General features: G+C 71.1%; 23 protein-coding genes. 13 read left to right on the top strand and 10 right to left on the bottom strand.

Translation table 11 applies throughout. The features are described 5' to 3' along the window. Positions 1-10 precede the first annotated feature (10 nt). The 3 genes from olsF (at position 11) to FZO89_RS05355 (ending at position 3,780) form a co-directional block, all read left to right on the top strand. Complete coding sequence (gene olsF / locus FZO89_RS05365; RefSeq protein ID WP_149102278.1) at positions 11-1,720, top strand: bifunctional ornithine lipid synthase OlsF; 1,710 nt, start codon at positions 11-13, stop codon at positions 1,718-1,720. Further along, entirely contained in the window at positions 1,717-2,526 is an 810-nt protein-coding gene (locus FZO89_RS05360; protein WP_149102277.1) for a UDP-2,3-diacylglucosamine diphosphatase, read from the top strand. Before olsF ends, FZO89_RS05360 begins: the two co-directional genes overlap by 4 nt. A 219-nt stretch (positions 2,527-2,745) precedes the next feature. After that, positions 2,746-3,780, top strand: coding sequence for a metal-dependent hydrolase (locus tag FZO89_RS05355; protein ID WP_149102276.1), 1,035 nt, complete (start codon positions 2,746-2,748; stop codon positions 3,778-3,780). A 163-nt stretch (positions 3,781-3,943) separates the two neighbouring features. On the opposite strand, the gene FZO89_RS05350 is transcribed toward FZO89_RS05355, so the two are convergent. The 7 genes from FZO89_RS05350 to FZO89_RS05320 all read right to left on the bottom strand — a co-directional run bounded on the left by FZO89_RS05350 (position 3,944) and on the right by FZO89_RS05320 (position 10,941). Beyond that, on the bottom strand, positions 3,944-4,885 hold the full coding sequence (locus FZO89_RS05350) for a phosphatidate cytidylyltransferase (RefSeq protein ID WP_149102275.1): 942 nt from the start codon (positions 4,883-4,885) through the stop codon (positions 3,944-3,946). Next, the gene (locus FZO89_RS05345) at positions 4,882-5,493 is read right to left on the bottom strand and encodes a lysophospholipid acyltransferase family protein (RefSeq protein WP_222928091.1); all 612 of its coding nucleotides are present in this window, start codon (positions 5,491-5,493) and stop codon (positions 4,882-4,884) included. The genes FZO89_RS05350 and FZO89_RS05345 overlap by 4 nt, the downstream gene beginning before the upstream one ends. Then, a complete protein-coding gene (locus FZO89_RS05340) occupies positions 5,490-6,128 on the bottom strand; it encodes a CDP-alcohol phosphatidyltransferase family protein (protein WP_149102274.1) in 639 nt (212 codons plus the stop codon). Before FZO89_RS05340 ends, FZO89_RS05345 begins: the two co-directional genes overlap by 4 nt. A gap of 94 nt (positions 6,129-6,222) precedes the next feature. Beyond that, the gene (gene dusB, locus FZO89_RS05335; protein WP_149102273.1) at positions 6,223-7,221 is read right to left on the bottom strand and encodes a tRNA dihydrouridine synthase DusB; all 999 of its coding nucleotides are present in this window, start codon (positions 7,219-7,221) and stop codon (positions 6,223-6,225) included. Positions 7,222-7,353: 132 nt separating this feature from the next. Beyond that, positions 7,354-8,325: a ribokinase gene (locus tag FZO89_RS05330; RefSeq protein ID WP_187471206.1), complete on the bottom strand. Its 972-nt coding sequence runs from the start codon at positions 8,323-8,325 to the stop codon at positions 7,354-7,356. A gap of 5 nt (positions 8,326-8,330) precedes the next feature. Further along, positions 8,331-9,629: a NupC/NupG family nucleoside CNT transporter gene (locus FZO89_RS05325; RefSeq protein ID WP_149102271.1), complete on the bottom strand. Its 1,299-nt coding sequence runs from the start codon at positions 9,627-9,629 to the stop codon at positions 8,331-8,333. A gap of 187 nt (positions 9,630-9,816) precedes the next feature. After that, positions 9,817-10,941: a GGDEF domain-containing protein gene (locus FZO89_RS05320; protein WP_149102270.1), complete on the bottom strand. Its 1,125-nt coding sequence runs from the start codon at positions 10,939-10,941 to the stop codon at positions 9,817-9,819. A gap of 113 nt (positions 10,942-11,054) precedes the next feature. Between FZO89_RS05320 and FZO89_RS05315 the strand changes: the two genes are divergently transcribed. The 5 genes from FZO89_RS05315 to FZO89_RS05295 all read left to right on the top strand — a co-directional run bounded on the left by FZO89_RS05315 (position 11,055) and on the right by FZO89_RS05295 (position 16,287). Next, positions 11,055-12,020: an aldo/keto reductase gene (locus FZO89_RS05315; protein WP_149102269.1), complete on the top strand. Its 966-nt coding sequence runs from the start codon at positions 11,055-11,057 to the stop codon at positions 12,018-12,020. 85 nt (positions 12,021-12,105) lie between these two features. Beyond that, entirely contained in the window at positions 12,106-12,306 is a 201-nt protein-coding gene (gene hemP / locus FZO89_RS05310; protein ID WP_149102268.1) for a hemin uptake protein HemP, read from the top strand. A gap of 128 nt (positions 12,307-12,434) precedes the next feature. Then, positions 12,435-14,666, top strand: coding sequence for a TonB-dependent hemoglobin/transferrin/lactoferrin family receptor (locus FZO89_RS05305; RefSeq protein ID WP_149102267.1), 2,232 nt, complete (start codon positions 12,435-12,437; stop codon positions 14,664-14,666). A gap of 11 nt (positions 14,667-14,677) precedes the next feature. After that, positions 14,678-15,328, top strand: coding sequence for a Hemin transport protein (locus FZO89_RS05300; protein ID WP_425480458.1), 651 nt, complete (start codon positions 14,678-14,680; stop codon positions 15,326-15,328). After that, positions 15,325-16,287 (top strand): DUF6607 family protein, encoded by a 963-nt coding sequence (locus FZO89_RS05295; protein WP_187471048.1) that lies wholly within the window; start codon positions 15,325-15,327, stop codon positions 16,285-16,287. The genes FZO89_RS05300 and FZO89_RS05295 overlap by 4 nt, the downstream gene beginning before the upstream one ends. Before the next feature lie 32 nt (positions 16,288-16,319). Here the strand turns inward: FZO89_RS05295 and FZO89_RS05290 are convergent, their stop codons facing one another. The 3 genes from FZO89_RS05290 to FZO89_RS05280 are packed head-to-tail and all read right to left on the bottom strand — an operon-like array spanning position 16,320 to position 18,693. After that, on the bottom strand, positions 16,320-17,516 hold the full coding sequence (locus FZO89_RS05290; RefSeq protein WP_149102266.1) for a PDZ domain-containing protein: 1,197 nt from the start codon (positions 17,514-17,516) through the stop codon (positions 16,320-16,322). A 30-nt stretch (positions 17,517-17,546) separates the two neighbouring features. Then, positions 17,547-18,107 carry a hypothetical protein gene (locus tag FZO89_RS05285; RefSeq protein ID WP_149102265.1) on the bottom strand — a complete coding sequence of 187 codons (561 nt, stop codon included), beginning with the start codon at positions 18,105-18,107 and terminating at the stop codon, positions 17,547-17,549. Then, the gene (locus FZO89_RS05280) at positions 18,100-18,693 is read right to left on the bottom strand and encodes an RNA polymerase sigma factor (RefSeq protein WP_149102264.1); all 594 of its coding nucleotides are present in this window, start codon (positions 18,691-18,693) and stop codon (positions 18,100-18,102) included. Before FZO89_RS05280 ends, FZO89_RS05285 begins: the two co-directional genes overlap by 8 nt. Positions 18,694-18,805: 112 nt before the next feature. On the opposite strand from FZO89_RS05280, the gene FZO89_RS05275 reads away from it, so the two are divergent. From FZO89_RS05275 to gcvH, 5 genes are all read left to right on the top strand, one after another. After that, positions 18,806-19,783, top strand: coding sequence for an SPFH domain-containing protein (locus FZO89_RS05275; protein WP_149102263.1), 978 nt, complete (start codon positions 18,806-18,808; stop codon positions 19,781-19,783). 9 nt (positions 19,784-19,792) lie between these two features. Then, positions 19,793-20,233, top strand: a complete 441-nt coding sequence (locus FZO89_RS05270) for an NfeD family protein (RefSeq protein WP_149104051.1) — start codon at positions 19,793-19,795, stop codon at positions 20,231-20,233. 139 nt (positions 20,234-20,372) lie between these two features. Then, entirely contained in the window at positions 20,373-21,308 is a 936-nt protein-coding gene (locus FZO89_RS05265; RefSeq protein ID WP_149102262.1) for a cation diffusion facilitator family transporter, read from the top strand. Between the two features lie 67 nt (positions 21,309-21,375). Beyond that, positions 21,376-22,470: a glycine cleavage system aminomethyltransferase GcvT gene (gene gcvT, locus FZO89_RS05260; protein WP_149102261.1), complete on the top strand. Its 1,095-nt coding sequence runs from the start codon at positions 21,376-21,378 to the stop codon at positions 22,468-22,470. 96 nt (positions 22,471-22,566) lie between these two features. After that, positions 22,567-22,962, top strand: a complete 396-nt coding sequence (gene gcvH, locus FZO89_RS05255) for a glycine cleavage system protein GcvH (RefSeq protein ID WP_149102260.1) — start codon at positions 22,567-22,569, stop codon at positions 22,960-22,962. Positions 22,963-23,427: the final 465 nt, after the last annotated feature.

The following is a 23,427-nucleotide window of genomic DNA, read 5'->3' as shown; positions in this document are numbered from 1 at the left end:
CCTGAGCGCCATGCCGCCGATCGAGGAAAGACTGCAGATGCGCTTCCCGCACTGGTTCCGCGGGCGGCGGGCCGGCATCGCGCGGCCGTTGCTGCGCGGCGCGACGCGCTGGACGCGGCTGGATGCGGTCGACGCATTGCTCGACGAACACTCGCACCTGCGCGGTCTGGCGTTCGTGTCGGCGGCGCTGCGCGCCCTCGAGGCCGACTGCCGGATCGACGCGGGCGACCTGGCGCGGATTCCGGCGAAGGGGCGTGTGGTCATCGTCGCCAACCACCCCTCCGGCGCGCTCGACGCGCTGGCGCTGCTGGAGGCGGTCGGGCGCGTGCGCCAGGACGTGCGCATCGTCGCCAACGACCTGCTGGCGGCGATCGGGCCGCTGGCGGGCCTGCTGCTGCCGGTGCGGGTGTTCGGCGGACGCGCGCGGTCGGACAGCCTGCATGCGATCGAGGACGCGCTGCGCCGCGAACATTGCGTGATCGTGTTTCCGGCCGGCGAAGTCTCGCGGCTTTCGCTGCGCGGCGTGCGCGACGGGCACTGGCGGCGCGGTTGCCTGCATTTCGCACGGCGCACGGCGTCGCCGGTGTTGCCGGTGCGGATCGTCGCGCGCAATTCGGCGCTGTTCTACGGTGCGTCGGCATTGTTCCGGCCCGCGGGCACGGTGCTGCTCGCGCGCGAGATGTTCGCGCGCCGCCGCCATCCGCTGCGGCTGCACGTGGGCGTACCGGTGTGCCTTGCGCCTGACGCCGACGCACGCAGGCAACTGCGCGAAGTACGCCGCGCGCTGTACCGGCTCGGCGTGGCGGCCGCTCCGGCCGTGCGCCGCGAGGCGCTGGCCGCGCCGCTGCCGGTTCGGCGCCTGCGGGTGGCGATCGCGGCCACCGACCTGCTCGGCCGCACGACCGATGGCAGGCAGATCCGCCTGGCCCGCTGCGGCGAGGGCTCGCCGCTGCTGCTGGAGATCGGCCGCCTGCGCGAACGCGCGTTCCGTTCGGTGGGCGAGGGCACCGGCCGCGCGCGCGACATCGACGGCTACGACCTCGACTACGACCACCTGCTGGTCTGGGACGAGGCGGCAGGACGCATCGCCGGCGCCTACCGGATCGCGCGTTGCGCCGCGATCCTGCGCAGCCGGGGCCTCGGCGGGCTCTACACCGCGTCCCTGTTCCGCTACACCGAAGCCGCATTGCCGCGCCTGGGCGCAGGCATGGAGCTGGGTCGCAGCTTCGTCGATCCGGACTACCGCGGCGGGCGCAATCTCGACTATCTGTGGCAGGGCATCGGCGCCTATCTGCAGCGCCATCCGCAGGTGCGCTACCTGTACGGCGCGGTATCGATGAGCGCCGCGCTGCCGGCAGCGGCGAGCGCGAAGATCGTGGCCCACTACCGGCGCCACCACGGCGCGGGGGACGTGCCGCTGGCGATCGCGCGCAGGCCATATCCCGAAACGCCGCTTCCGGATTGCGCCGGTGAGGACGCGGACGCGGCGTTCGAGCGCTTGAAGGACGAGCTGGCGTCGTACGGCGTCGCCGTGCCGGTGCTCTATCGCCAGTACACCGCGCTGTGCGAGCCCGGCGGCGCGCGCCTGCTGGCGTTCGGCGTGGATCCGGCCTTCAGCGACTCGATCGACGGACTGATCGAGGTCGACCTGCACCGCGTCCGCGCGCTCAAGCGGGCCCGCTATCTCGGCCCGCGGACGGTTGCGGGAGCGGCGGAATGACTTCTCCGTCACCTTGCCGCACCGTGTTCCTCTCCGACGTGCACCTGGGCTCGCGCCACTGCCATGCGGCGGAACTTGCGGATTTCCTCGAACGCCTGCAGTGCGAGCGCCTGTACCTGGTTGGCGACATCGTCGACCTGTGGTGGATGTCGAAGCGCCGTGCGGCCTGGGGGGCGGCGCAGAACCGGGTGGTCGAGGCGCTGCACGCGCTCTCGCGTCAGGGCACCGAGCTGGTCTACGTGCCCGGCAACCACGACCGCGCCGTGCGCCGCTTCTGTGGCCTGGTGCTGCCGGCGATGCAGGTGCGACGTCGCGCGATCCACGTCACCGCCGACGGCCGCCGGCTGCTGGTGGTGCACGGCGACGAGTACGACGGGATCACCCATTTCGGCGGACTGCAGGAGCGGTTCGGCGACTGGCTGTACTACCGCATCCTGACCGGCAACGGCCTGCTCAACGGCGTGCGCCGTCGGTTCGGACTGCGTTACTGGTCGCTGTCGGAGTTCCTCAAGCGACAGAGTAGCGCCGCCGAGCGCTATATCGAACGCTTCGTGCAGGCCGGCCTGCACGATGCGCGCCGGCGCGGGCTCGACGGCATCGTCTGCGGCCACATCCATCGCGCCGCGCTGGTGTCGCGCGACGGACTGGTCTATGCCAACGACGGCGACTGGGTGGAGAGCCTCACCGCGCTGGCCGAAGACCACGACGGCACCCTGCGGCTGCTGTCGTACCGGGGCGAGACGCTCGCGGAAATCGCGCCGCGGTTGCGGCTGGTACAACCGGGGCCGCTCGCGCACGCGGCGTGACCGGGCCGCCAGGCACGATGGTGAAAGGCTGGTCGAGAAGGCCGGTCTCCGGCGCGGGCCTGTCGCGCGCAAGGCATTGCCACGGCAGGAGGCGCAGGGCCGCCCCGCAGCAGCGGCCCGGTGCGATGCGTCCGGGAAGCCGCCAGGGCGGGGTGCGGAACGCGGTGGAACGCAGTCGCCTGGATGCCGACCGTGTCGTCGCGGCTCTAGAATGTCGGCATGGATTCGGTCAGCCAGCTACTGCTCGGTGCCGCGGTCGCGGGCGCGGTCGTGCCGGCCGCGCATCGGCGCGCGGCGATGCTTGCGGGTGCCGCGCTCGGCACCTTGCCCGACCTCGATTCGTTTCCCATCGCGCTGTTCACCGACGACCCCGTCGCGCTGATGACCCTGCACCGGGGTTTCAGCCATTCGCTGTTCGTGCTGCCGCTGCTGGCGTGGGCGATCTGGGCATTCTTCCGCCGGCGCGGCGGGCGCGTGGCCGAAGCGCCGCGGCCCTGGCTCCTGGCGATCGGGCTCGCGCTGGTCACCCATCCGCTGCTGGATGCATTCACGGTGTACGGCACCCAGCTGTTGTGGCCGCTGGCGACGCCGCCGGTGATGTGGTCGAGCATGTTCATCATCGATCCCGGCTACACGCTGTGGCTGCTGCTGGGCGTGGCGGTGGCGATGTCCGCGGGATCGAAGCCGCTCGCACGCCACGCCCTGGTGGCGGGCCTGACGCTGAGCAGCGCGTACCTGGGTTGGTCGCTGCTGGCCAAGACGATGGTCGAGCGCGAGGCGGAGCGTTCGCTGGCGACGCTGGGACTCGCGGATGCGCCGCGCTTCTCCGTGCCGATGCCGTTCAACACCCTGCTGTGGCGGGTGGTGGCGATGACGCCGGAGGGGTTCGTCGAAGGCGAGCATTCGCTGGTGGCCGACCGCCGACCGATCGACTTTCGTCAATACCCTTCCGCTGTCGACGCGCTCGCGCAGGTGGCCGAAGTTCCGGCGGTGGAGCGGTTGACCTGGTTCAACCACGGCTTCATGAAGGCGCAGGTGCGCGAGGATCGGCTGGTGCTGAGCGACCTGCGCATGGGCGCCGAGCCGGACTACAGCTTCAACTTCGCGGTCGCTGAACGCGACGGGGCCGGTTGGCGCGAGGTGCCGCCGCAGCAGCTGGAATGGCCCTGGGAAGCGCGCCGGCGCCTGGCGCAGATGTGGCACCGCATCTGGGAGGAGCCGGCGGCCACGTCGATACAGCCTGGCGGGCATTGAAGCGGCGTTTCCTCGCGGGCGCGGGAAACGGCCGGGGGCGCCCCGGATGCGCTGCGCTTATCCGGGCTACGGGTAGCCCGGCCAAGGCCGAAGGCCGCCGCCGGGGGGGCGGCGCGCGGCGCGGGGCCCGGATGCGCTGCGCTTATCCGGGCTACGGTGCGGGCTATGCGGGGAACCAGTAGCGGGTGAAGTGGAAGAACACCGGCGCGGCGAACACCACCGAATCCATCCGGTCCATCATGCCGCCGTGGCCTTCGATCATCCTGCCCCAGTCCTTGGCGCCGAGGCTGCGCTTGACCGCCGACAACGCCAGCCCGCCGCAGACGCCTGCGGCGACGATCACCGCCGACATGCCGGCCGCCTGCAGCGGCGTGAACGGCGTCATCCACCACAGCGCGGTGCCGATGCCCACCGCTGCGAGCCCGCCGCCGACCAGGCCTTCGACCGTCTTCGACGGGCTCACCAGCGGCGCCAGCTTGCGGCGACCGAAGAGCTTGCCGAACACGTACTGCATCACGTCGCTGATCTGCACCACCAGCATCAGGTAGAGCAGCAGCAACTGGCCGGTGCCCTGCGGGGCGTCCGGATGCAGGATCATCAGCGCCGGCGCGTGGCTGATGCAGTAGATCGCGACCATCACCCCCCACTGGATCTTGGTGCTGCGCTCGAGGAAGTCGGTGGTGTCGCCGCCGAACACCGCCAGCACCGGCAGGGCCAGGAACGCGTAGACCGGGATGAAGATCGCGAACAGCCCGTACCACTGGTCGAGGATCAGCCAGTACTGCAGCGGGATCAGCAGGTAGAACGCGGCCACCAGCGGCAGGTGGTCGCCGGCGCGGGTCGGGGTGAGGGTGATGAACTCGCGCAGCGCGAAGAACGAGATGAAGGCGAACACCACCAGGGTGGCCACCGGCCCGATCGCGAAGCACGCCGCCAGCACCGCGACCATGCCCCACCACGCCCGCACGCGGGCGTTGAGGTTGCGCACCGTCGCACCGCCGCCATCGGAGCCACGGCGCGACAGCCACCAGCCCACCAGCGAGGCGACCAGCAGCAGGCCGACGATGCCGGAGAACACCAGGATCGTCTTCGTCTGCGGGCTCATGCCATCGCCTCCACCGCCGCGCGGGCGCGCTCGAGGAAGGTCTCGCGCGGTTCGTCCCCGACGCGCGCCAGCGGCGCGCCAAAATTCACGTTGCAGTACAGCGGCAGGGGCAGCGGCAGCAACGCGCCCTTGGGCAGGCTGCGGTGCAGGGTGTCGAGGTACACCGGCACCAGTTCCACGTACGGGTATTCGCTCGCCAGCCGGAACAGGCCCCCCTTGAACTTCTGCGGCAGCCGCTCGTTGCTGCGGGTGCCCTCCGGGAACAGGATCAGAGAATCGCCCTGGTCCAGCGCTTCGCGCACCGGCGCAAGCGGATCGGCGTCGGGCGTCTCGCGGTTGCGGTCGATCAGGATCGCGCGCAGCACGCGCCCCGACAGCCAGCCGCGCAGGCCCGGTTTGTCCCAGTAGTCGCGGGCGGCGACTGGGCGCACCTGCGCGCGCTGCTGCGGCGTGAGCGCCGACCAGATCGCGACGGTGTCGAGGTGGCTGGTGTGGTTGGCGAAGTAGATGCACTGCCCGTCCGGCGGCGCGACGCGCCACTGGGCGCGTGCGCCGACCAGGGTGCGGGTGAATCCGACCAGGGCCGCGCCGCCGAGGCGGGCGATCACCGCGCGGCCTCCAGCTGCCGCGCGATCGCACGCAGGCGCGTGCCGCAGGTGAGCAGCGAACCTGCGGCGATGACCAGCACCGCCGCGACCAGCGCATGCCGCGAACCGCCGAACATCGCTTCGAACGGCGCCACCAGGCAGGCCAGCGTCATCAGCGCCATCCGGTGCTGCTTGGCCATCGGCCCGCGGAAGTCCTGCGCCAGTCCCAGCGCACCGCCGAGCGTGCGGACGTAGGCGGTGAGCGCCGCGAGCAGCGCCGCGGCCCATCCGGCCCAGGGCATCCCCGCGGCATGGCCGAGCGCGACGAGCAGCAGGCTGTCGGCGATCCGGTCGGGCACTTCGTTGTACAGCGCGCCGGTCGGCGTGGACTGGCCGCCTTCCACCGCCACCATGCCGTCGAACAGGTTGCACAGCAGCCGCAACTGGATGCCGACCGCGCACAGCAATGCGCCCCACGGCGGCAGCCACAGCAGGGCGGCGGCGCCGGCGGCGGCGAACGCGATGCTCAGCAGCGAGATCGCGTTCGGCGTCAGCGGCGAACGCGCGAGCGCGGAAGCGATGCGGCGGACGAGCGCATTGCCGCGCGCCTTGATCGGGCGACGCGAAGCATCCGTGCCCGGGTCGTGCTGTTCCATCGCGATCTTCCCCGTCGCAGTCGCCGCCGGTGGCGACGTTCCCCATGCCCACGCATGATCGTCAGGCCCGCACGCGCTGGCAAGCCCGTGCGACTCAGGCGGCGGCGGGGACCTCGGCCGCCACGCCCGTGGCCAGCGCGTCGAAGTAGTCCCGGGTCAGCCGCAGTTGCGCTTCGGCGCCGTCGGCCCGGTTGACCACGGCCAGAAACGCGCGGTTCTCGGGACGATCCTTCGCGTACCAGCCCAGGTGCTTGCGCGCGATGCGCACGCCGGCCTGTTCGCCGTAGAACCCGTGCAGGGCATGCAGGTGGCCGAGCAGGATGTCGCGTACCTGCGCCAGCGATGGTGGCGGCAGTTCGTCGCCCGTGGCGAGGAAGTGCGCGATCTCGCCGAAGATCCACGGCCGCCCCTGCGCGGCGCGACCGATCATCACCGCGTCGGCGCCGGTGTGGCGCAGCACCTCGAGCGCCTTGCGCGGCGAATCGATGTCGCCGTTGGCGATCACCGGGATGCGCAGGTCGGCCTTGATCGCGGCGATGGTGTCGTACTCGGCCTGGCCGGTGTAGTGCTGGTCGCGGGTGCGCCCGTGCACGGCGAGCGCGGCGATGCCGCTCTCCTGCGCGATGCGGGCGATCGCCGGCGCGTTGCGGTTGTCCGCGTTCCAGCCGGTGCGGATCTTCAGCGTGACCGGCACGTCCACCGCCGCGACGACCGCCTCGAGGATGCGCGCCACCAGCGCCTCGTCCTGCATCAGCGCCGAACCGGCCCAGGCGTTGCACACCTTCTTCGCCGGGCAGCCCATGTTGATGTCGATCAGCTGCGCCCCTTGGCCGGCGTTGTGGCGCGCGGCCTCGGCCATCACCGCGGGGTCGGTGCCGGCGATCTGCACGCTGACCGGGTCGGGCTCGCCGGCGTGGTCCATCCGGTGCACCGACTTGCGCGTGTTCCAGAAGCGCGGATCGCTGGTGGTCATCTCCGACACCGCCAGGCCCGCGCCCAGCCGCTTGCACAACTGCCGGAACGGCTTGTCGGTGACACCCGCCATCGGCGCGAGGACCAGTTTCGGCTCGATGGGGTGGGGACCGATGAACATGGCGCGCATTGTCGCAGCCGCGCCGCCGGCCCGCGAGCGGCAGGCGCCGGCGACCAGCCTGGACTTCGCGGCGACCCTGGACCGCATCCGGGGTGGCTCCCACCCCGCCTACCGCGCGCCCACCGCCCGGGCTCAGGCAGGGCGCGACGACGGCAGCCGCGGCATCGCTTCCGCCGCGCCCTCGTGCTCGGTCGACAGCGCGGCGTAATGCGAGGCGAAGCGCACGTGATCGGCGAACACGCGTTCGCCACCGAGCGCGAGCGAGGTCGCGAGCGCGCCATTGAAGGCGTCGCCTGCGCCCGTGGTGTCGACCACCGCGACCTCGTAGGCCGGCACCCGGTAGTACGGCAGTTCGTCGCCGCGGCACTTGTCCTCGCGGTGCGAGACGAACGCGCCGGCCGCGCCGAGCGTGATCACCACCGTGCCCCGCGGCAACAGCACCCGGCACAGGCGGTGCAGGCGCGCTTCGTCGGCAGCCGCGACCTCCGCGGCGTCGATGCGCTCGCCGCTGTGGCGGGCCAGCAGCGCGGCGAACTCGCTCTCGTTGGGGGTCAGGATGTCGGCGACGGCGAGCAGCTCGCGCGAGCTCTCGGCGTTGGCCGGGGCGGGATTGAGGACGGTGCGGACGCCGGCCGAACGCGCCAGCCGCATCGCCTCGAGCACGCTGTCGACGGGCGATTCGAGCTGCGCGAGCACGATCCGCGAGCCGACGATCGCCTCGCCCTGGCGGGCGACGAAATCGGGTGTGAGCGCGCCGTTGGCACCGGCGCCGATGACGATGCTGTTTCGGCCTTCCCGGTCGACGTAGATGCCGGCGGTGCCGGTGGGCTCCTCGCTCGGCTCGGTGCGCAGGTCGATGCCGTCGGCGGCGGCCAGCGAACGGGCCAGGTTCGCGCCCTCGTCCTCGCCGAGCGCGCAGACGAACACGGTGGCCGCGCCGCTGCGCGCACAGGCCGTGGCCTGGTTGAAGCCCTTGCCGCCGGGCCCCGTGCGGTACTGGCCAATGCGGGTCTCGCCCGGGCGCGGCAGCGCGTCGCACTGCCAGACGTGGTCGACGTTGAACGAACCGACGACGACGACGCGGGGACCGTTGCAGCTCGCCACCGCGCTCAGGCCCCGAGGTTGGTCAGCACGCCGGCGATGGTGGCGGTCATCATGGTCGCGATCGAGCCGCCCAGCACCGCGCGCAGGCCGAAGCGCGCCAGGTCCTGGCGGCGTTCCGGGGCGATCCCGCCGATGCCGCCGATCTGGATGGCGATCGAGCTGAAGTTGGCGAAGCCGCACAGCGCGTACGTCGCGATCAGCGTGCCCTGCGGCGTGAGCGTCACGCCCGCGACGTTGCCGCGCAGGATCTCGCCCAACTGCACGTACGCCACGAATTCGTTGAGCACCACCTTGGTGCCGATCAGGCCGCCGACCGTGCCCGCGTCCTCCCAGGGCACGCCGATCAGCCAGGCCAGGGGCGCGAGCAGGTAGCCGAGCAGGGTGGAGAGCGTGGTCGGCTTGCCCAGCAGCGCCTGCAGGCCGGTGATCTCGCCCAGCCAGGCCAGCGGCGCGTTGATCAGCGCGATCAGGGCGATGAACGCGAGCAGCATCGCGCCGACGTTGAGCGCCAGCCTGAGTCCGTCGGCGGCGCCCGCGGCGGCGGCGTCGATCACGTTCGTGGTGGTCTTTTCGACGTTCACGCGCACGCTGCCCAGCGTCTGCGGCTCGCCGGTCTCCGGCACCAGGATCTTGGCGATCACGATCGTCGCCGGCGCCGCCATGATGCTGGCGGTGATCAGGTGCTTGGCGTAGACCGCCTGCTGCGCGGGATCGTCGCCGCCCAGCAGCAGCACGTAGGCGCCGAGCACGCCACCGGCGATCGTGGCCATGCCGCCGACCATCAGCGTCAGCAGCTCCGAGGGCGTCATACCGGCGATATAGGGCTTCACCACCAGCGGCGCCTCGGTCTGGCCGATGAAGGCGTTGGCGCAGACCGACAGCGTTTCGGCGCCCGAGACCCTCATCAGCTTGGTGATCACCCAGGCCATGCCCTGCACGATCTTCTGCATCGCGCCCAGGTGGTAGAGCACGCTCATGAAGCTGGCGAAGAAGATGATCGTCGGCAGCACCTGGAACGCGAACACGAACCCGAACTTGGACGGATCGCTGAAGTCGCCGAAGATGAAGCGCGCGCCCTCGGTGGTGAAGCCGAGCAGCTTGACGAAGCCGCTGGAGAGCGCATCGAACACGCCGGCGCCCCACGGCGTGAGCAGCACCAGGGCGGCGATCGTGAGCTGCAGCAGCAAGCCGATGCCGACCAGCCGCCAGTCCACGCGCGTCTTGTTGTTGGAGAACAGCCAGGTCAGGCCGATCAGCACCGCGAGCCCGAACACGCCGAAACCGACCCGCAGCACTGCTTCCATCTGGTTTGTGGTTCCGGCCGGCGACTGACGCGGCAGCCTAGAGCAGCGCGCAGCCCGCGGCAACCGCCGGCGGCCTGCGCCTGCCGAGTCCGGGCGCGGCTGCGTGCGACCGGGACGGTGCGCGGCGCAGGGTGGGGGCCACGCGCGGCGGAAGGCGGGTGCCGTGCAGGCGCGACGGCCGGGCACCTCAGGTATCGCGGGCGATCACGCGGTTGCGCCCGCTGCGCTTGGCTTCCTGCAGGCGCCGGTCGGCGCTGCCGAGCAGCGCGGAAGCGGTGCTCCCGTCCTGCGGGAACGCCGCCAGGCCGGCGCTGAAGGCCAGGCTGACCGGATCGCCGCCGCGCTCGGAGGGGAACGGACGCTCGGCCAGGGTGCGGCGATAGCGGTCGATCCGCTCCCAGGCGCTGCCGATCGGGCACGACAGCACCAGTACGAACTCCTGCCCGCCGATGCGCGCCAGGTGCTCGTCCTCGCCGAGCATGTCGCGCAGGTGCTCGGCGACGTGGCGGATCGCGCGGTCGCCGCCGAGCTGGCCGATCTCGGCGTAGACGCGCTTGAAATGGTCGATGTCGACCAGCCCGATCGACACCGTGCGCCCGTCGCGGCGCGCGGCCTCGAACATGCGCGGCAGGCGCTGCAGCAGCCAGGCGCGGTTGGGCACGCCGGTGAGGCCGTCGCGCCCGGACATCTCGATCAGGCGCTGCATCCGGTAGACGATCGTGCTGGTGAGCAGGGTCATCATCAGCAGCAGCAACAGGCGCGAGCCCTGCGCGCGCAGGGTCACCGCGCCATGGTCGATCGACAGCACCGGATGCGGCGCCAGCGCCAGCACGGTGGCGACCAGCACCGCGTACTGCACGATCGCCAGGCTGCCGACGAACAGCGTCAAGCGCCCGTCGTTGCGCAGCGCGGTGAGCGCGATCGCGAACAGGTAGAAGCACCAGACGACCATGCTGTTGAGGCCGGCGGCGGGCTGGTCGACCGCCAGCAGCGCCAGCATCCCGCTGGTGACGGTGACGTCGTACGCGCCGGTGGCGTAGGGCAGCCAGTGGTGGCGGCGATGGTTGCGCGCCAGGGCCAGCCAGACCTGCGCCATGAGGTTGACGAAGACCGCCGCGCCGAGTCCGACCAGGGTGCGCGTGGTGTCCTGTGCGCCCAGCCCGGCCGCCAGCGGCAGCGCCAGCGCCAGCAGCGACAGCAGCGCGCGCAGCTTGGCCACCAGCAGCTCGCCGCCGGCGCCGAGCTCGAGCATGACCTCGTCCGGGCGCCCGAACAGGGTCGCGAGCACGCGCTTGAGGGAGGCGGATTCCATTCGGGGCCGTGGACGCAGGAAGGATTGCCGCGCGAGGATACCGCGCCTCCCGCCGGCGCGATCGGCGGTGGAGGCTCGCATAGACTGTCGACGGATTCGACGCGGAGACGACCATGCGCTATCGCCGGCTCGGACATTCGGGCCTGAAGCTGTCGGCGCTGTCCTACGGCTCGTGGCTGACGGCCGGGTCGCGGCTCGGTCGCGGCGAGACCCGCGAACTGGTCGCGCTGGCCTGGGACCACGGCGTGAACTTCTTCGACAACGCCGAGAACTACGCCCATGGCGAGGCCGAACGCGTGATCGGCGACGTGATCGCCGACCTGCGCCTGCCGCGCGACGGCTTCTGCGTGTCGAGCAAGGTGCGCTTCGGTTCGGTGGCCGATCCGCGACCGACCCAGGCCGGACTCTCGCGCAAGCACGTGCGCGACGCCTGCCACGACGCGCTGCGGCGCCTGCGGGTGGACTACCTGGACCTGTTCTTCTGCCATCGCCCGGATCCGGATACGCCGGTGGAAGAGACCGTCCGCGCCATGGACGACCTCGTCCGCCAGGGCAAGGTGCTGTACTGGGGAACCTCCGAATGGCCCGCGGCGCTGATCCGGGAGGCGATCCATGTCGCGCGCGCACAGCACCTGCAGCCGCCGACGATGGAGCAGCCGCAGTACAACCTGTTGCACCGCGACCGGGTCGAACTCGAGTACGCGCCGCTGTACGCCGAGCACGGCCTGGGCATCACGGTCTGGTCGCCGCTGGCCTCGGGCCTTCTGAGCGGCAAGTACGACGGCGGCGTGCCGGCCGACAGTCGCTTCGGGCAGGCCGGGGCGGACAGTCCGCTGCGCGCGGGTGGCGAGGGCCATGCGCGGCTGGAGCGTGCGCGCAGGTTCAGTGCGATCGCGGCCGAACTCGGCGTGGCGCCGGCGCCCCTGGCGATCGCGTGGTGCCTGAGCAATCCGCACGTCTCGACGGTCGTGACGGGCGCCAGCCGGCCATCGCAACTGATTGAAAACCTTGGGTCCCTGGCGTTGGTGGAGCGTTTCGACGAACAACTGTGGCGGCGTCTGGAGGCGGCCACGCGATAGTCCCGGCCAATCGGCCCGATCGACCTGTTGACAGACAAATGAGAATCATTAGCATTGTGATTCCCGACCGGCGAGGAATCCTCCAATGTTCGTGAGCCAAGACACCCACCCGATGTCCGCCGCCTCCGCCGAGGTTGGCCATGAGCGCGTCCGTCCCCAGGCGCAGACCGTCGAGGTCGACAGCCTGCGCCTGCTCCAGGGACAGCGCGAACTGCGCATCCGCCATGGCAACGAGTACTACCGGCTGCGGCACACCCGCAACGACAAGCTGATCCTGACCAAGTAAGCCGACACGTCCGGCCGGGCGCCCCGAGCGCGGCGCCGGCGGATGCGTCCATCCCCAGGCCTGCAAGCCACCGCCGCGCACGACGCGGCGCAACGCCAGCCAGCCTCGAACTCCTTTCGAGACTGTCCATGCGCCCCTCCCTGCTCGCCGTCGCGCTGGTCGCGGCGTTTCCCCTGGCCGCCCTGGCCGAAACCGCCGGTGCTGCCGGCCCGGCCACGGACGCCGCCGACCTCGATCGCGTGGTCGTGACCGCCACCCGCACCGGGCGCGAGATCGCCGACGTGCCGAACACGGTCGACGCCATCACCCGCGAGCGCATGGACGAACTGCTGGTGCGCGACCTGCGCGACCTGTTCCGCTACGAACCGGGCATCACCGTCAGCGAGAACTTCGGCCGTTTCGGCATCGGCGACATCCGCATCCGCGGACTCGGCGGCAACCGCGTGCGCGTCCAGACCGACGGCATCGTGGTGCCGGATGCGTTCTCGATCGGCAGCTTCTCCAACGCCAACCGCAACTTCGTCGACCTCGACACGCTCAAGCGCGTGGAAGTGGTACGCGGCCCCACCAGTTCGCTGTACGGCTCCGACGCGCTCGGCGGCACCGTCTCGTTCATCACCAGGGACCCGTCGGATTATCTGGCGGTGGGCAGGGACGCCCATTTCGGATTCAGGCTCGGCTTCGAAAGCGACTGGAACGGAGTGTCCGGTGGCGCCACCGCGGCGTTCGGCGACGGACGCTGGTCGGGCATGGTCGCCGTCGGCCACCGCCAGGGTCGCGAAACCGAGAACATGGGCGAAGCCGGCGGCACCGGTGCGACCCGCACGCTGCCCAATCCGCAGTCGCGCGACGGCCGCAGCCTGCTGGCGAAACTCGTCTACGCGCCGTCCGAGCGCCAGCGCCTGCGGCTGACGGTGGAAGGCAACGAGGACCTTGCCGACACCGACATGCTGACCGCGCAGGGGTTCCAGGCGCTGACCGGCGCCACCAACACCCGCGTCGCGGCGAAGGACAGGCAGACTCGCGCGCGGGTGTCGCTGACGCACGAGATCGACGGCCTCGCCGGTTTCGCCGATGCGATCGACTGGCAGATCTACCGGCAGGACAGCGAGACCACGCAGTACACCGTCGAGGAGCGCACGCTGCCGGCGCCGACCCTGCGCGACGTGCGCGAGCGCAGCTTCGACTTCGACCAGCGCCTGCACGGCCTGCAGTTGAACTTCCGCAAGTCGCTGGGCGAGGCCGTGGTGCACGACCTCGCCTGGGGCCTGGACGTGTCGCGCACCGAAACCCGGCAGAAGCGCGACGGCCTGCGCAGCTTCCCGCTCACCGGCGTGCAGACGCCGGTGATGCTGCCGGACGTGTTCCCGGTGCGCGACTTCCCGGTCAGCCGCACCACCAGCGCGGCGCTTTACCTGCAGGACGAGATCAGCTTCGCGCAGGGCCGGTTCCGCCTGGTGCCCGCGCTGCGCGTGGACCACTACGACCTCGATCCGCGCATCGACGACATCTTCGCCGCGGACAACCCCGGGGTGGACGTGGTCGGCCTGACCGACACCAGCGTCTCGCCGAAGGTCGGCATGGTCTGGCACTTCGCGGGGGACTGGTCGCTGTTCGGCGGTTATGCGCGGGGATTCCGTGCACCGCCGTATGCCGACGTCAACATCGGCTTCACCAACGTGATGTTCGGCTACACCGCGATCGCCAACCCCGACCTGCAACCCGAAACCAGCGACGGACTGGAGCTCGGGCTGCGTTACGCGGGCGATGCGGTGCATGCCAGCCTCGCCGGCTACCACAACCGCTACGAGGACTTCATCGAGTCCTTCAGCTTCGTCGGCTTCAACGCCGAGGGGCTGATGGTATTCCAGTCGCGCAACGTCGCCGACGCGCGCATCCATGGCGTGGAGTTCAAGGGCGGCGTGGACCTCGGCGCGCTGTCCGCGGCGATGGCGGGCTGGTCGATCAGGGGCGCCGCCGCGTGGTCGCGCGGAGAGGATCGCGACAGCGGCGAGGCCCTGGAGTCGGTCGATCCGCTGACCGCGACCCTCGGCCTGGCCTACGGCGCGCAACGATGGGGCGCGGAACTGGCGGGACGTTTCGTCGACCGCCGCGACCGGCTGCCGACGCCGCCCGCGGGCACCACGTACTACCAGTCGCCCGGGCATGCGGTGCTCGACCTGTATGCGCACTGGCGCTTCGCACCCGGCGCCCGCGTCGACGTCGGCATCTTAAACCTGGCCGATCGCAGGGTCTGGCCTTCCGGCAGCGTGCCGCTGGTGAGCCAGGCCAGTGCCGCCGTGGATCGCTACACCGCGCCCGGGCGCAACCTCGCCGCCAGCCTCTCGATCGACTGGTGATCCGCGATCCGATGACGCCGACCCCGTTCCACGTCGTCGCTGCATCGCGTACGCGCCCCGCGTTGCCCTCGCCTCAGCAGCTGGCGCGAGTGGGCACGGTGCTGTGCCTGTACCGGCAGCAGCCGGGCGGCGAACTGGCGGGCTGGTCGCAGGCGGTGCGCGTCGAGGCCGGGGTGGAGCTCGACAGCGACGTCGCCTGCGAACACCTGCTGTTCTACGACGGCAGCGAGCGTTGCTGCTGGCGCCTGTACCTGCTGCCGGACAGCGATTTCCTGGCCTGGGAGCGGCTCGCGGCGCGACTGCCGGTGCGCGCGGAACCGGCGTCGGCGGGCGGCCTTGGCGAGCGTCTGCTGCGACGGCTGTCCGGCCCGCTCGGCGGACGCTGGGCGGGCAGCGTGCTGCGCCTGCACGCGTTGCGCTGCGGAACGGGCGAGACGCCCGCGACGCGCGCGGTCCTTTCCGCGAGCCTGGCGCCGGTATCGCCGCTCGGCGCCGTGGTCGCGCACCGCATCGCGCAGCGTCAGGGCGCCGACGCGCGCGATCTGGCCGATGCCTGCTGCTGCGAACGCGCCGCACGCGCCGCACGCGTTTCCGGTCCCGGCGACGGGTATTCGCCCATCCACCTCGATCCCCGACCACACACCACAGGAAAGCAAGCATGAACCTGCCCGCGACGTTCCTCGCCCTGACCCTGGCGCTGTCCGGTACCGCCGCTGCCCGGGAACATTCCTCCACGCCCGACCCGGAGAGGGACCGCCAGGCGATCCTGGCGATGCAGGGCGAGTTCCTCGTGCGCTTCGCCTTCGACGAAACCGTGTTGCTGGCGCCCGGTTACGAACGTGCCCCGGAGCAGCGCAGCGGCGCCGACGAGGTGGTCATCGTGGTGGAGGACAGCCCGGGCAAGATCGTGCTGCAGCACATCCTGCTCGACGAGAAGAGCGGGCACGTCACCAAGCACTGGCGCCAGGACTGGACGTACGAGGCGCCGCGGCGCTGGGAGTTCACCGCCGACCAGACCTGGCGCATGCGCGACATCCCCGTCGACAGGACCAAGGGTGCGTGGACCCAGTGCGTCTACGAAGTCAGCGACGCGCCGCGCTACTGCGGAACCGGCCGCTGGAACCACCGCTACGGCGTGGCGACGTGGACCTCCGACCGTACCTGGCGACCGCTGCCGCGCCGCGAGTACACCAAGCGCAGCGACTACAACGCGCTGAACGTGGAGAACCGCCACACCATCGTGCCCGGCGGCTGGACCCATGAGCAGGACAACACCAAGGTCGTGCGTCGCGCCGACGGCAGCACCGGGAGCACCATCGCCCGCGAGTTCGGCTTCAACGACTACCGCAAGCACACCGAAGTCGACTTCCAGCCGGCCTACGACTACTGGAACGCGACCCGCGACTACTGGGCGAAGGTGCGCGCGCGCTGGGATGCGGCGCTCGCCCGGCCCGAAGGCCTGCGCCTGAAGACGAAGATCGACGGCATGGCCATGATCATCCCGCTGTTCACCCAGGCCGGCGGGATACAGGAAGGCGAGGACGTGGGCGATGCCGACATCGACGCGGTATTCGCCGAATGGGTCGCGCCGGCCGGTCCGGAAGCGGCACCCGCGGAGTAGGCGCCAGGGTTGCGCGGCGCCGCGGCCACGCCTCAGGAGGCGGCGTCGATTCCGCGGCGCGCGGTGGCGATCGGCACCAGGTCGGCGACGACGAACCCGAAACGCATCGCGTCGGCGGACGCCACGGCCGGCGGCGCGGGCGGTGGGGGTGGCGGTGGCGGGGCCGAGGCGGCCGGCGCGGGCGGCTTCGGCGCCGCGGGGGGCGCGGGCGGTGCAGGAGGCGCGGGTGGCGCCGGCCATGCCAGCTCGGGCACGGCGATGCGCGCCTGTCCCGGCTTGCGGTCGCGCAGGTAGTCGATCGCTACCCGGTCGCCGTCGTCCTTGCCGCGCAACTGCGCCATCACCTCGCGCGGCGTGGCCACCGGCTTGCCGTCGACGCGGCGGATCACGTCGCCCGCCCGCAGGCCTTCCAGCTCGCCGGTCGACAGCACCAGCACGCCGCTCTCGGTACCGAAGTAGCGCCCGAGTTCCGGATCCACCGCCGCCAGGTTCAAGCCGTTCCAGCGGAACGCGGACAGCAGCCCCGGTGCCGGGCAGTCCCTGCCCTTGCAGGCGCCGGCGTCGCGGCTGATGCGGACGATCTCGCGGCGCACGTCCGGGGCGATCCCTGGAACGGACTCCAGCGCCAGCAGCCCTGCGTCCAGGCCTTCCATCGCCGACGAGATCGTGCGCTCGAACTGCGCCTCGTCGATCCACTCGAAGCGTCCGCCGTCACCGGTTCTGAAGGCGAATGCACGGGCGCCCGCCTTCGGCGTCACCCTCACGCTCGCCTTGCGGTCGCCACGCTGGTAACCGATCGTCGCCGGGCGATCCGCCGGCAGCGCTGCGAGCAGCTTGCGCGCATTGGCCAGGCGCAGCTCGCCGTTGCTGCCCAGGATCTGCACGCCGTCGACCGACAGCAACCGGTCCCCGCTGCGCAGGCCCGCCGTGGCCGCGGCACCGTCCGGGGTGACCCCGGTGATGCGCACCCCGGGCCGTTCGTCCGGACTGAGCAGCACGCCGATCATCGGCCGCATGACCGCGCGCCCCGCGCGACTGCGGACGCTGGCGATGTCGCCCTGTTCCCGCGCGAGTTCTGCGACGCGACCGGCGGCGCGGCGCAGTTCCTCGCGTGCGAGCGCGAGTTCCTTGGCTGCGGTCTCGTCGCGCGCCGGATCGGACGCGCTTGCATTGCCGGCGAGCAATGCGGCCAGGGCGACGGCCAGCAGGGACAGCGAAGCGGTTTTCATGGTGGCACCTCGAACGGAGACAGGGTTGGATCAGTCGACCGCGACCAGTGCCGCGTCGTAACGGGTGCCGTGCGCGGCCAGCCAGCGGCGGTTGCTTTCGAAGCCGGTGAAATCGCGCAGGCTCTCGACCCGCCGTTGCCAGAGCGTGAGCTGGGTCTCGCGCGACAGGCCGGGTTGCATCAGCGCGGCGTCGATCGCGGCGAGCTGGTCCTCGAACCGGTCGGCAAGCAGGGCTGCGGTTGCGCTGGACACGCGTTCGTCGCGGGCGATCGCGAGCAGCGATTCGAGTTGCGCGGATTCGGCATACAGCCGTTCCAGCGGATCTGCGGATGCGACCACGGCCGGCATGTACGCCGTCGCCGGGTCCGGCGTGTCGACTTCCGGCCCGGGACCCTGCAGCCGCCAGGGCACGGCGACGGCCAGCGCCAGCACAGCCGCGGTCGCCATCCAGAGCGGCCAGCGGTTGCGCTCGCGCGCATCGAGTTTCGCCGCAAGCGCCTGCCAGCCGTCGGCGGGCGGCGATTCCGGCGGCAACGCGGCGAACGCCTCCTGCCAGTCGCGGGGAACGGAGGTTCGGGACACGTCAGGCATGGGCCGACTCCTGGATCGATCGGGTGTCCGGTTCGAGCAGCAGGCGCAGGCGGCGGGTGCCGCGCGCCAGCTGCGACTTGGAGAAGCTCGCGGTGCGTTCCATCAGCGTCGCGATCTCCTCGTGGGTGTAGCCTTCGGCGTGGTACAGCCAGAGCACGCTGCGGGTACTGGCCGGCAGCGTCGCCAGCGCCCGCTGCAGGGCGGCGGCATCCGCCGCGGCCGGTGGCGGCGGGGCGTGGTCGTCCGCGGGTTCGTGGACGTCCAGGTCCAGCCCGTCGGGCTGCTGTTTCGCGCGCCGCAGCCGCATCAGCGCCTCGTTGACCGCGATCTGGCGCAGCCAGCCCCAGAACGGGCTGTCGCCGCGGAAATGGCCGATCCTGTCGATCACCCTGAGCATGGTGTCCTGCAGCACTTCGGAAGCCTCCTCGCGGTCGCCGCAGATGCGCAGCGCCAGCGTGAACACGGGCCGCTCGAACCAGCGGTAGACCTGCTCGAACGCAGCCCGTTCGCCGGCCCGCGCGCGGGCGATCAGTGCGCTGGGCACTTCGATCGCAAAGCTCGACGTTGAGCGGGATTCGGGCGGCATTCCCCATTGTGGATGCGGTGGCGGGGCAAAGCGTCGCAGCCCGGTCACACCGGGCCCGGTGGGCCCGTCCCGGACCTATACTCGATGCCACTGAAGAACGGAGGGGAATCCCATGGGCGGAGGCATGTTTCTCACGGCGGTGCTCCTGGTCGCCGGCGTCATCATCCTGTTCAAGACCGTGCGCATGGTGCCGCAGGGCTACGAATGGACGGTCGAGCGCTTCGGCAAGTACACCCACACCATGGGTCCCGGCCTGCATTTCCTGATCCCGGTGGTCTACGGGGTGGGGCGCAAGGTCAACATGATGGAGCAGGTGCTGGACGTGCCCAGCCAGGAAGTCATCACCAAGGACAACGCGGTGGTGAAGGTCGACGGCGTGGTGTTCTTCCAGGTGCTGGATGCCGCCAAGGCGGCCTACGAGGTGTCGAACCTCGAGGTCGCGTCGATCGCGCTGGTGCAGACCAACATCCGCACCGTGATCGGTTCGATGGACCTGGACGAATCGCTCAGCAACCGCGAGACGATCAACGCGCAGCTGCTCAACGTGGTCGACCACGCCACCAATCCCTGGGGCATCAAGGTCACCCGCATCGAGATCCGCGACATCCAGCCGCCGCGCGACCTGGTCGACTCGATGGCCCGGCAGATGAAGGCCGAGCGAGAGCGCCGCGCGGTGATCCTCGAGGCCGAGGGCCACCGCCAGTCGGCGATCCTGCGCGCCGAAGGCGAGAAGCAGGCCGCGATTCTCGAGGCCGAAGGCGAGAAGGAGGCCGCGTTCCGCGAAGCCGAGGCGCGCGAGCGCCTGGCCGAGGCGGAAGCCAAGGCGACCCAGATGGTGTCGGACGCGATCGCCCAGGGCGATGTGCAGGCGATCAACTACTTCGTCGCGCAGAAGTACGTGCAGGCCTTCGAGAAGCTGGCGACGGCGCCCAACCAGAAGTTCGTGCTGATGCCGATGGAGGCCAGCGGCCTGATCGGTTCGATCGGCGGCGTCGCCGAGCTGGCCAAGCAGGCGCTCGGCAGCCAGCAGGCCGCGTCGCGCGGCAATCCGCCGCCGCCGCAACGCGTCACCGTCCCGACCGGAGACTGAGCCATGGACCTGCGATGGGACGTGGTGGCCTGGGGTGCGATCGCGCTGCTGCTGTTCGCGGCCGAGGCGCTGGCGCCGGGCGCCTTCATGCTGTGGATGGGTTTCGCCGCGGTGGTGGTGTTCCTGGGGGTGCTGCTGGTGCCGGGGATCCCGATGCTGGCGCAGGTCGCGGCCTTCGTGGTGCTGAGCTTCGCCTCGATCCAGGTCTATCGGAAGTTCGTCCGTGGTCGTGGCCACGAGCGCGAAAGCGATCATCCCCACCTCAACCGGCGCGCGTTCCAGCATATCGACCGGGTGGTGCCGCTGGACCAGGCGATCGTCGCCGGACGCGGGCGGGTCAAGATCGGCGACGCGTTCTGGGTGGTGCAGGGCCCGGACCTGGACGCCGGGACGCCGGTGCGCGTCGTCGGCACCGACGGCATCGTCCTCCGGGTCGAGCCGGCCGGCTGAGCCTTGCTGCCCGATCGCCTGCAGGCGCACGCCGGGCGCCATCGCGGCAACGCGGTCGGCCACGTGGCGCAACGCGTTCGCCCTGCAGCGGGTGGCGTCGCGATTGTGTAACAGCGCAACCCGCCGATAGCGTGCCGCCATGGGCCACGACCACGACCACGCCAGCGCCGCAAGCATCCGCCACGAGAAGCCGCTGTGGTGGGCGCTGGCGCTGATCGCGGTGTTCGCGGTGGTCGAGGTCGCCGCCGCGCTGGCGACCAACAGCCTGGCGCTGCTGTCGGACGCGGTGCACATGGCCACCGATGCCTTCGCGCTCGGCGTGGCGCTGGTCGCGGTCCGCCTGGGCCGGCGTCCTCCCGACGCGCGCCGCAGCTTCGGCTACGTGCGCACCGAGGCGATGGGCGCGATGCTCAACGGCCTGCTGCTGTTCGCGCTGGCGGCCTACATCCTGTGGGAGTCGGTACACCGCTTCCTGGCGCCGCCGCCGGTGGCCTCGCTGGGCATGCTGGTGGTGGGCATCGCCGGATTGCTGGTCAACCTGGTGGCGATGCAGCTGCTCAAGGCCGGCAGCGAGGAGAGCCTCAACGTCAAGGGCGCCTACCTGGAAGTGTGGGCGGACATGCTCGGTTCGGTCGGCGTGATCGTCGGCGCGCTGGTGATCCACTTCACCGGCTGGCGCCTGGCCGACCCGATCATCGCGGTGGCGATCGGCCTGTGGGTGCTGCCGCGCGCATGGCTGCTGATGCGCCAGGCGGGCAACGTGCTGATGATGGGCGTGCCGGACGGGATCGAGCTCGAACAGGTGCGCGCCGCCCTGGCCGGCCTGCCGGGCGTGTCCGGCGTCCACGACCTGCATGTGTGGGCGCTGGCCTCGCGCCAGGCCGCGATGACCGCGCACCTGGTGGTCGACGATGGCGTCGATCCGCACGCGCTGCGCCACGGCGCCGGGGAGATGCTGGAGCACCGGTTCGGCATCGGCCATGCCACCCTGCAGGTGGAAGGCGCCGACTGCCATGGTCCCGACTGCGGCAGCGGTCGCACCCACGGCCACGCACCGGCGCACCGGCACCACTGAGCGGCACACGCGGGGCGGCGCCGGATCGATCTGGGATAATCGCGGCACAGCCCTCCGGACCGCGCCCATGACCCGCAAGACCATCCTCAACGACAGCCATCGCGCGCTCGGCGCGCGCATGGTCGACTTCGGCGGCTGGGACATGCCGATCCACTACGGTTCGCAGATCGAGGAACACCACCAGGTGCGGCGCGACGCGGGCATGTTCGACGTCAGCCACATGACCGTGGTCGACCTGCAGGGCGAACAGGCGCGCCCGTTCCTGCGCCGGCTGCTGGCCAATTCCATCGACAAGCTGAAGCGGCCGGGCAAGGCGCTCTACACCTGCATGCTGAACCCGCAGGGCGGGGTGATCGACGACCTGATCGTCTATTTCCTCGGCGGTGATCGCTTCCGCCTGGTGGTCAACGCCGCGACCCGGGAGAAGGACCTGGCGTGGATCAACGCGCAGGCGGCGCCGTTCGGCGTCGAGGTGGCCGAACGGCCGGAGCTGTCGATGATCGCGGTGCAGGGGCCGGCGGCACGCGAACGGGTGCTCGGCCTGCTGGACGGGGACGACGCGGCGAAGGCCGGCGGCGTGGGCAAGTTCGCCGCAGTGGAACTTGCCGGCACCGCGTTCGGCGACCTGTTCATCGCCCGCACCGGCTACACCGGCGAGGACGGCTTCGAAGTGGTGGTGTCCGACGCCGGCGCCGTGGCGCTGTGGGATGCGCTGCTCCGCGCCGGGGTGAAGCCGGCCGGGCTCGGCGCGCGCGACACCCTGCGCCTGGAGGCGGGCATGAACCTCTACGGCCAGGACATGGACGAGACCGTGACGCCCTTCGAGGCGGCGCTGGGCTGGACCGTCGCGCTCGACGAGGGGCGCGCGTTCAACGGCCGCGAGGTGCTGGAATCTCAGCAGCGCGACGGCGCGCCACGGCAGATGATCGGGCTGGTGATGGAAGACAAGGGCGTGCTCCGGCACGGCCAGAAGGTACGCACCGCGCACGGCGAGGGCGAGATCCTCTCCGGCACCTTCTCGCCCACGCTCGGCAAGGCGATCGCGTTCGCGCGGGTGCCGGCCGGCGACCTGTCCTCCGGCGTCGCCGTCGACATCCGCGGGCGCGAGGTGCCGGTGCGTGTGGTGAAGTTCCCCTTCGTCCGCGACGGCAAGCCGGTCTAGGTCCCGCGTCCCGACAGGCGGCGCTTGCGGTGGCGCCGCCCTGCTTCGCTACACTAGCCGCACCTTCCCCCAGACCCGCACGATCCGGAGACCAGCATGAGCGAGATCCCTGGCGACCTGAAGTTCATGAAGTCACACGAATGGGCACGCGTCGAAGGTGACGGCAAGGTCACCATCGGCATTTCCGACCATGCCCAGGGCCTGCTCGGCGACCTGGTCTACGTCGAGCTGCCCGCCATCGGCGACACCATCGAGGCGGGCAACGCCTGCGCGGTGGTCGAGTCGGTCAAGGCCGCGTCCGACGTCTACGCGCCGGTGTCGGGCACCGTCACAGCGGTCAACGCCGCGCTTGCCGACAAGCCCGAGACGATCAACGAGGATGCCTACGGCGAAGGCTGGCTGCTGGTGGTCGAGGCCAGCGAACCGGACCAGCTCAACGACCTGCTCGATCCGGACGACTACGCCGAACTGCTCGAGGAAGACGACCACTGAGTCGTTCCGGCGACGGGTGCCGGTGGGCACCCGTCGCGCCCGGCGTGGATTCCGCGTCAAAGAGTCGCCGCGTCCATCGCGTCCTCGCCGACGACCTCGCGCCCACGCTCGCCACGCGTCGAAACCGCTTCGACTTTCGTCTCGCCCCGCGTCCCGCGAAGCCCGACCGGATGCATCCCGGCGACGCTTCGAAGGTGTCCGGCTGCCGGAAAAGTTTGCGCACTTTCGCGCAAATGGGTTTGTGCGGCGCGCGAAATCCTGGTTTCGGCGGCGGCGTCTGACTGCGGTCGGGAAAGCCTTCAGGTAAGCGGCGCGTGCGGCTGAAGCGCAACGACCTTTCGTGCCGCGGCGCGCGCGCGCAGACGACTATTTTTCAAAAGCGACTTGTTTTCCGCGCTTTCGTTGCAGGCGCGGAGAGGAACGTCGCAAGCTTCCCGATGCATCGTCGTTGCCGCAGCGGCTGCG

The organism is Luteimonas viscosa, assembly GCF_008244685.1.
Classification (GTDB): Bacteria; Pseudomonadota; Gammaproteobacteria; order Xanthomonadales; family Xanthomonadaceae; genus Luteimonas; species Luteimonas viscosa.
Note: the sequence above shows the minus strand (reverse complement) of the source record. Positions and strands in the feature narration are given on the sequence as shown.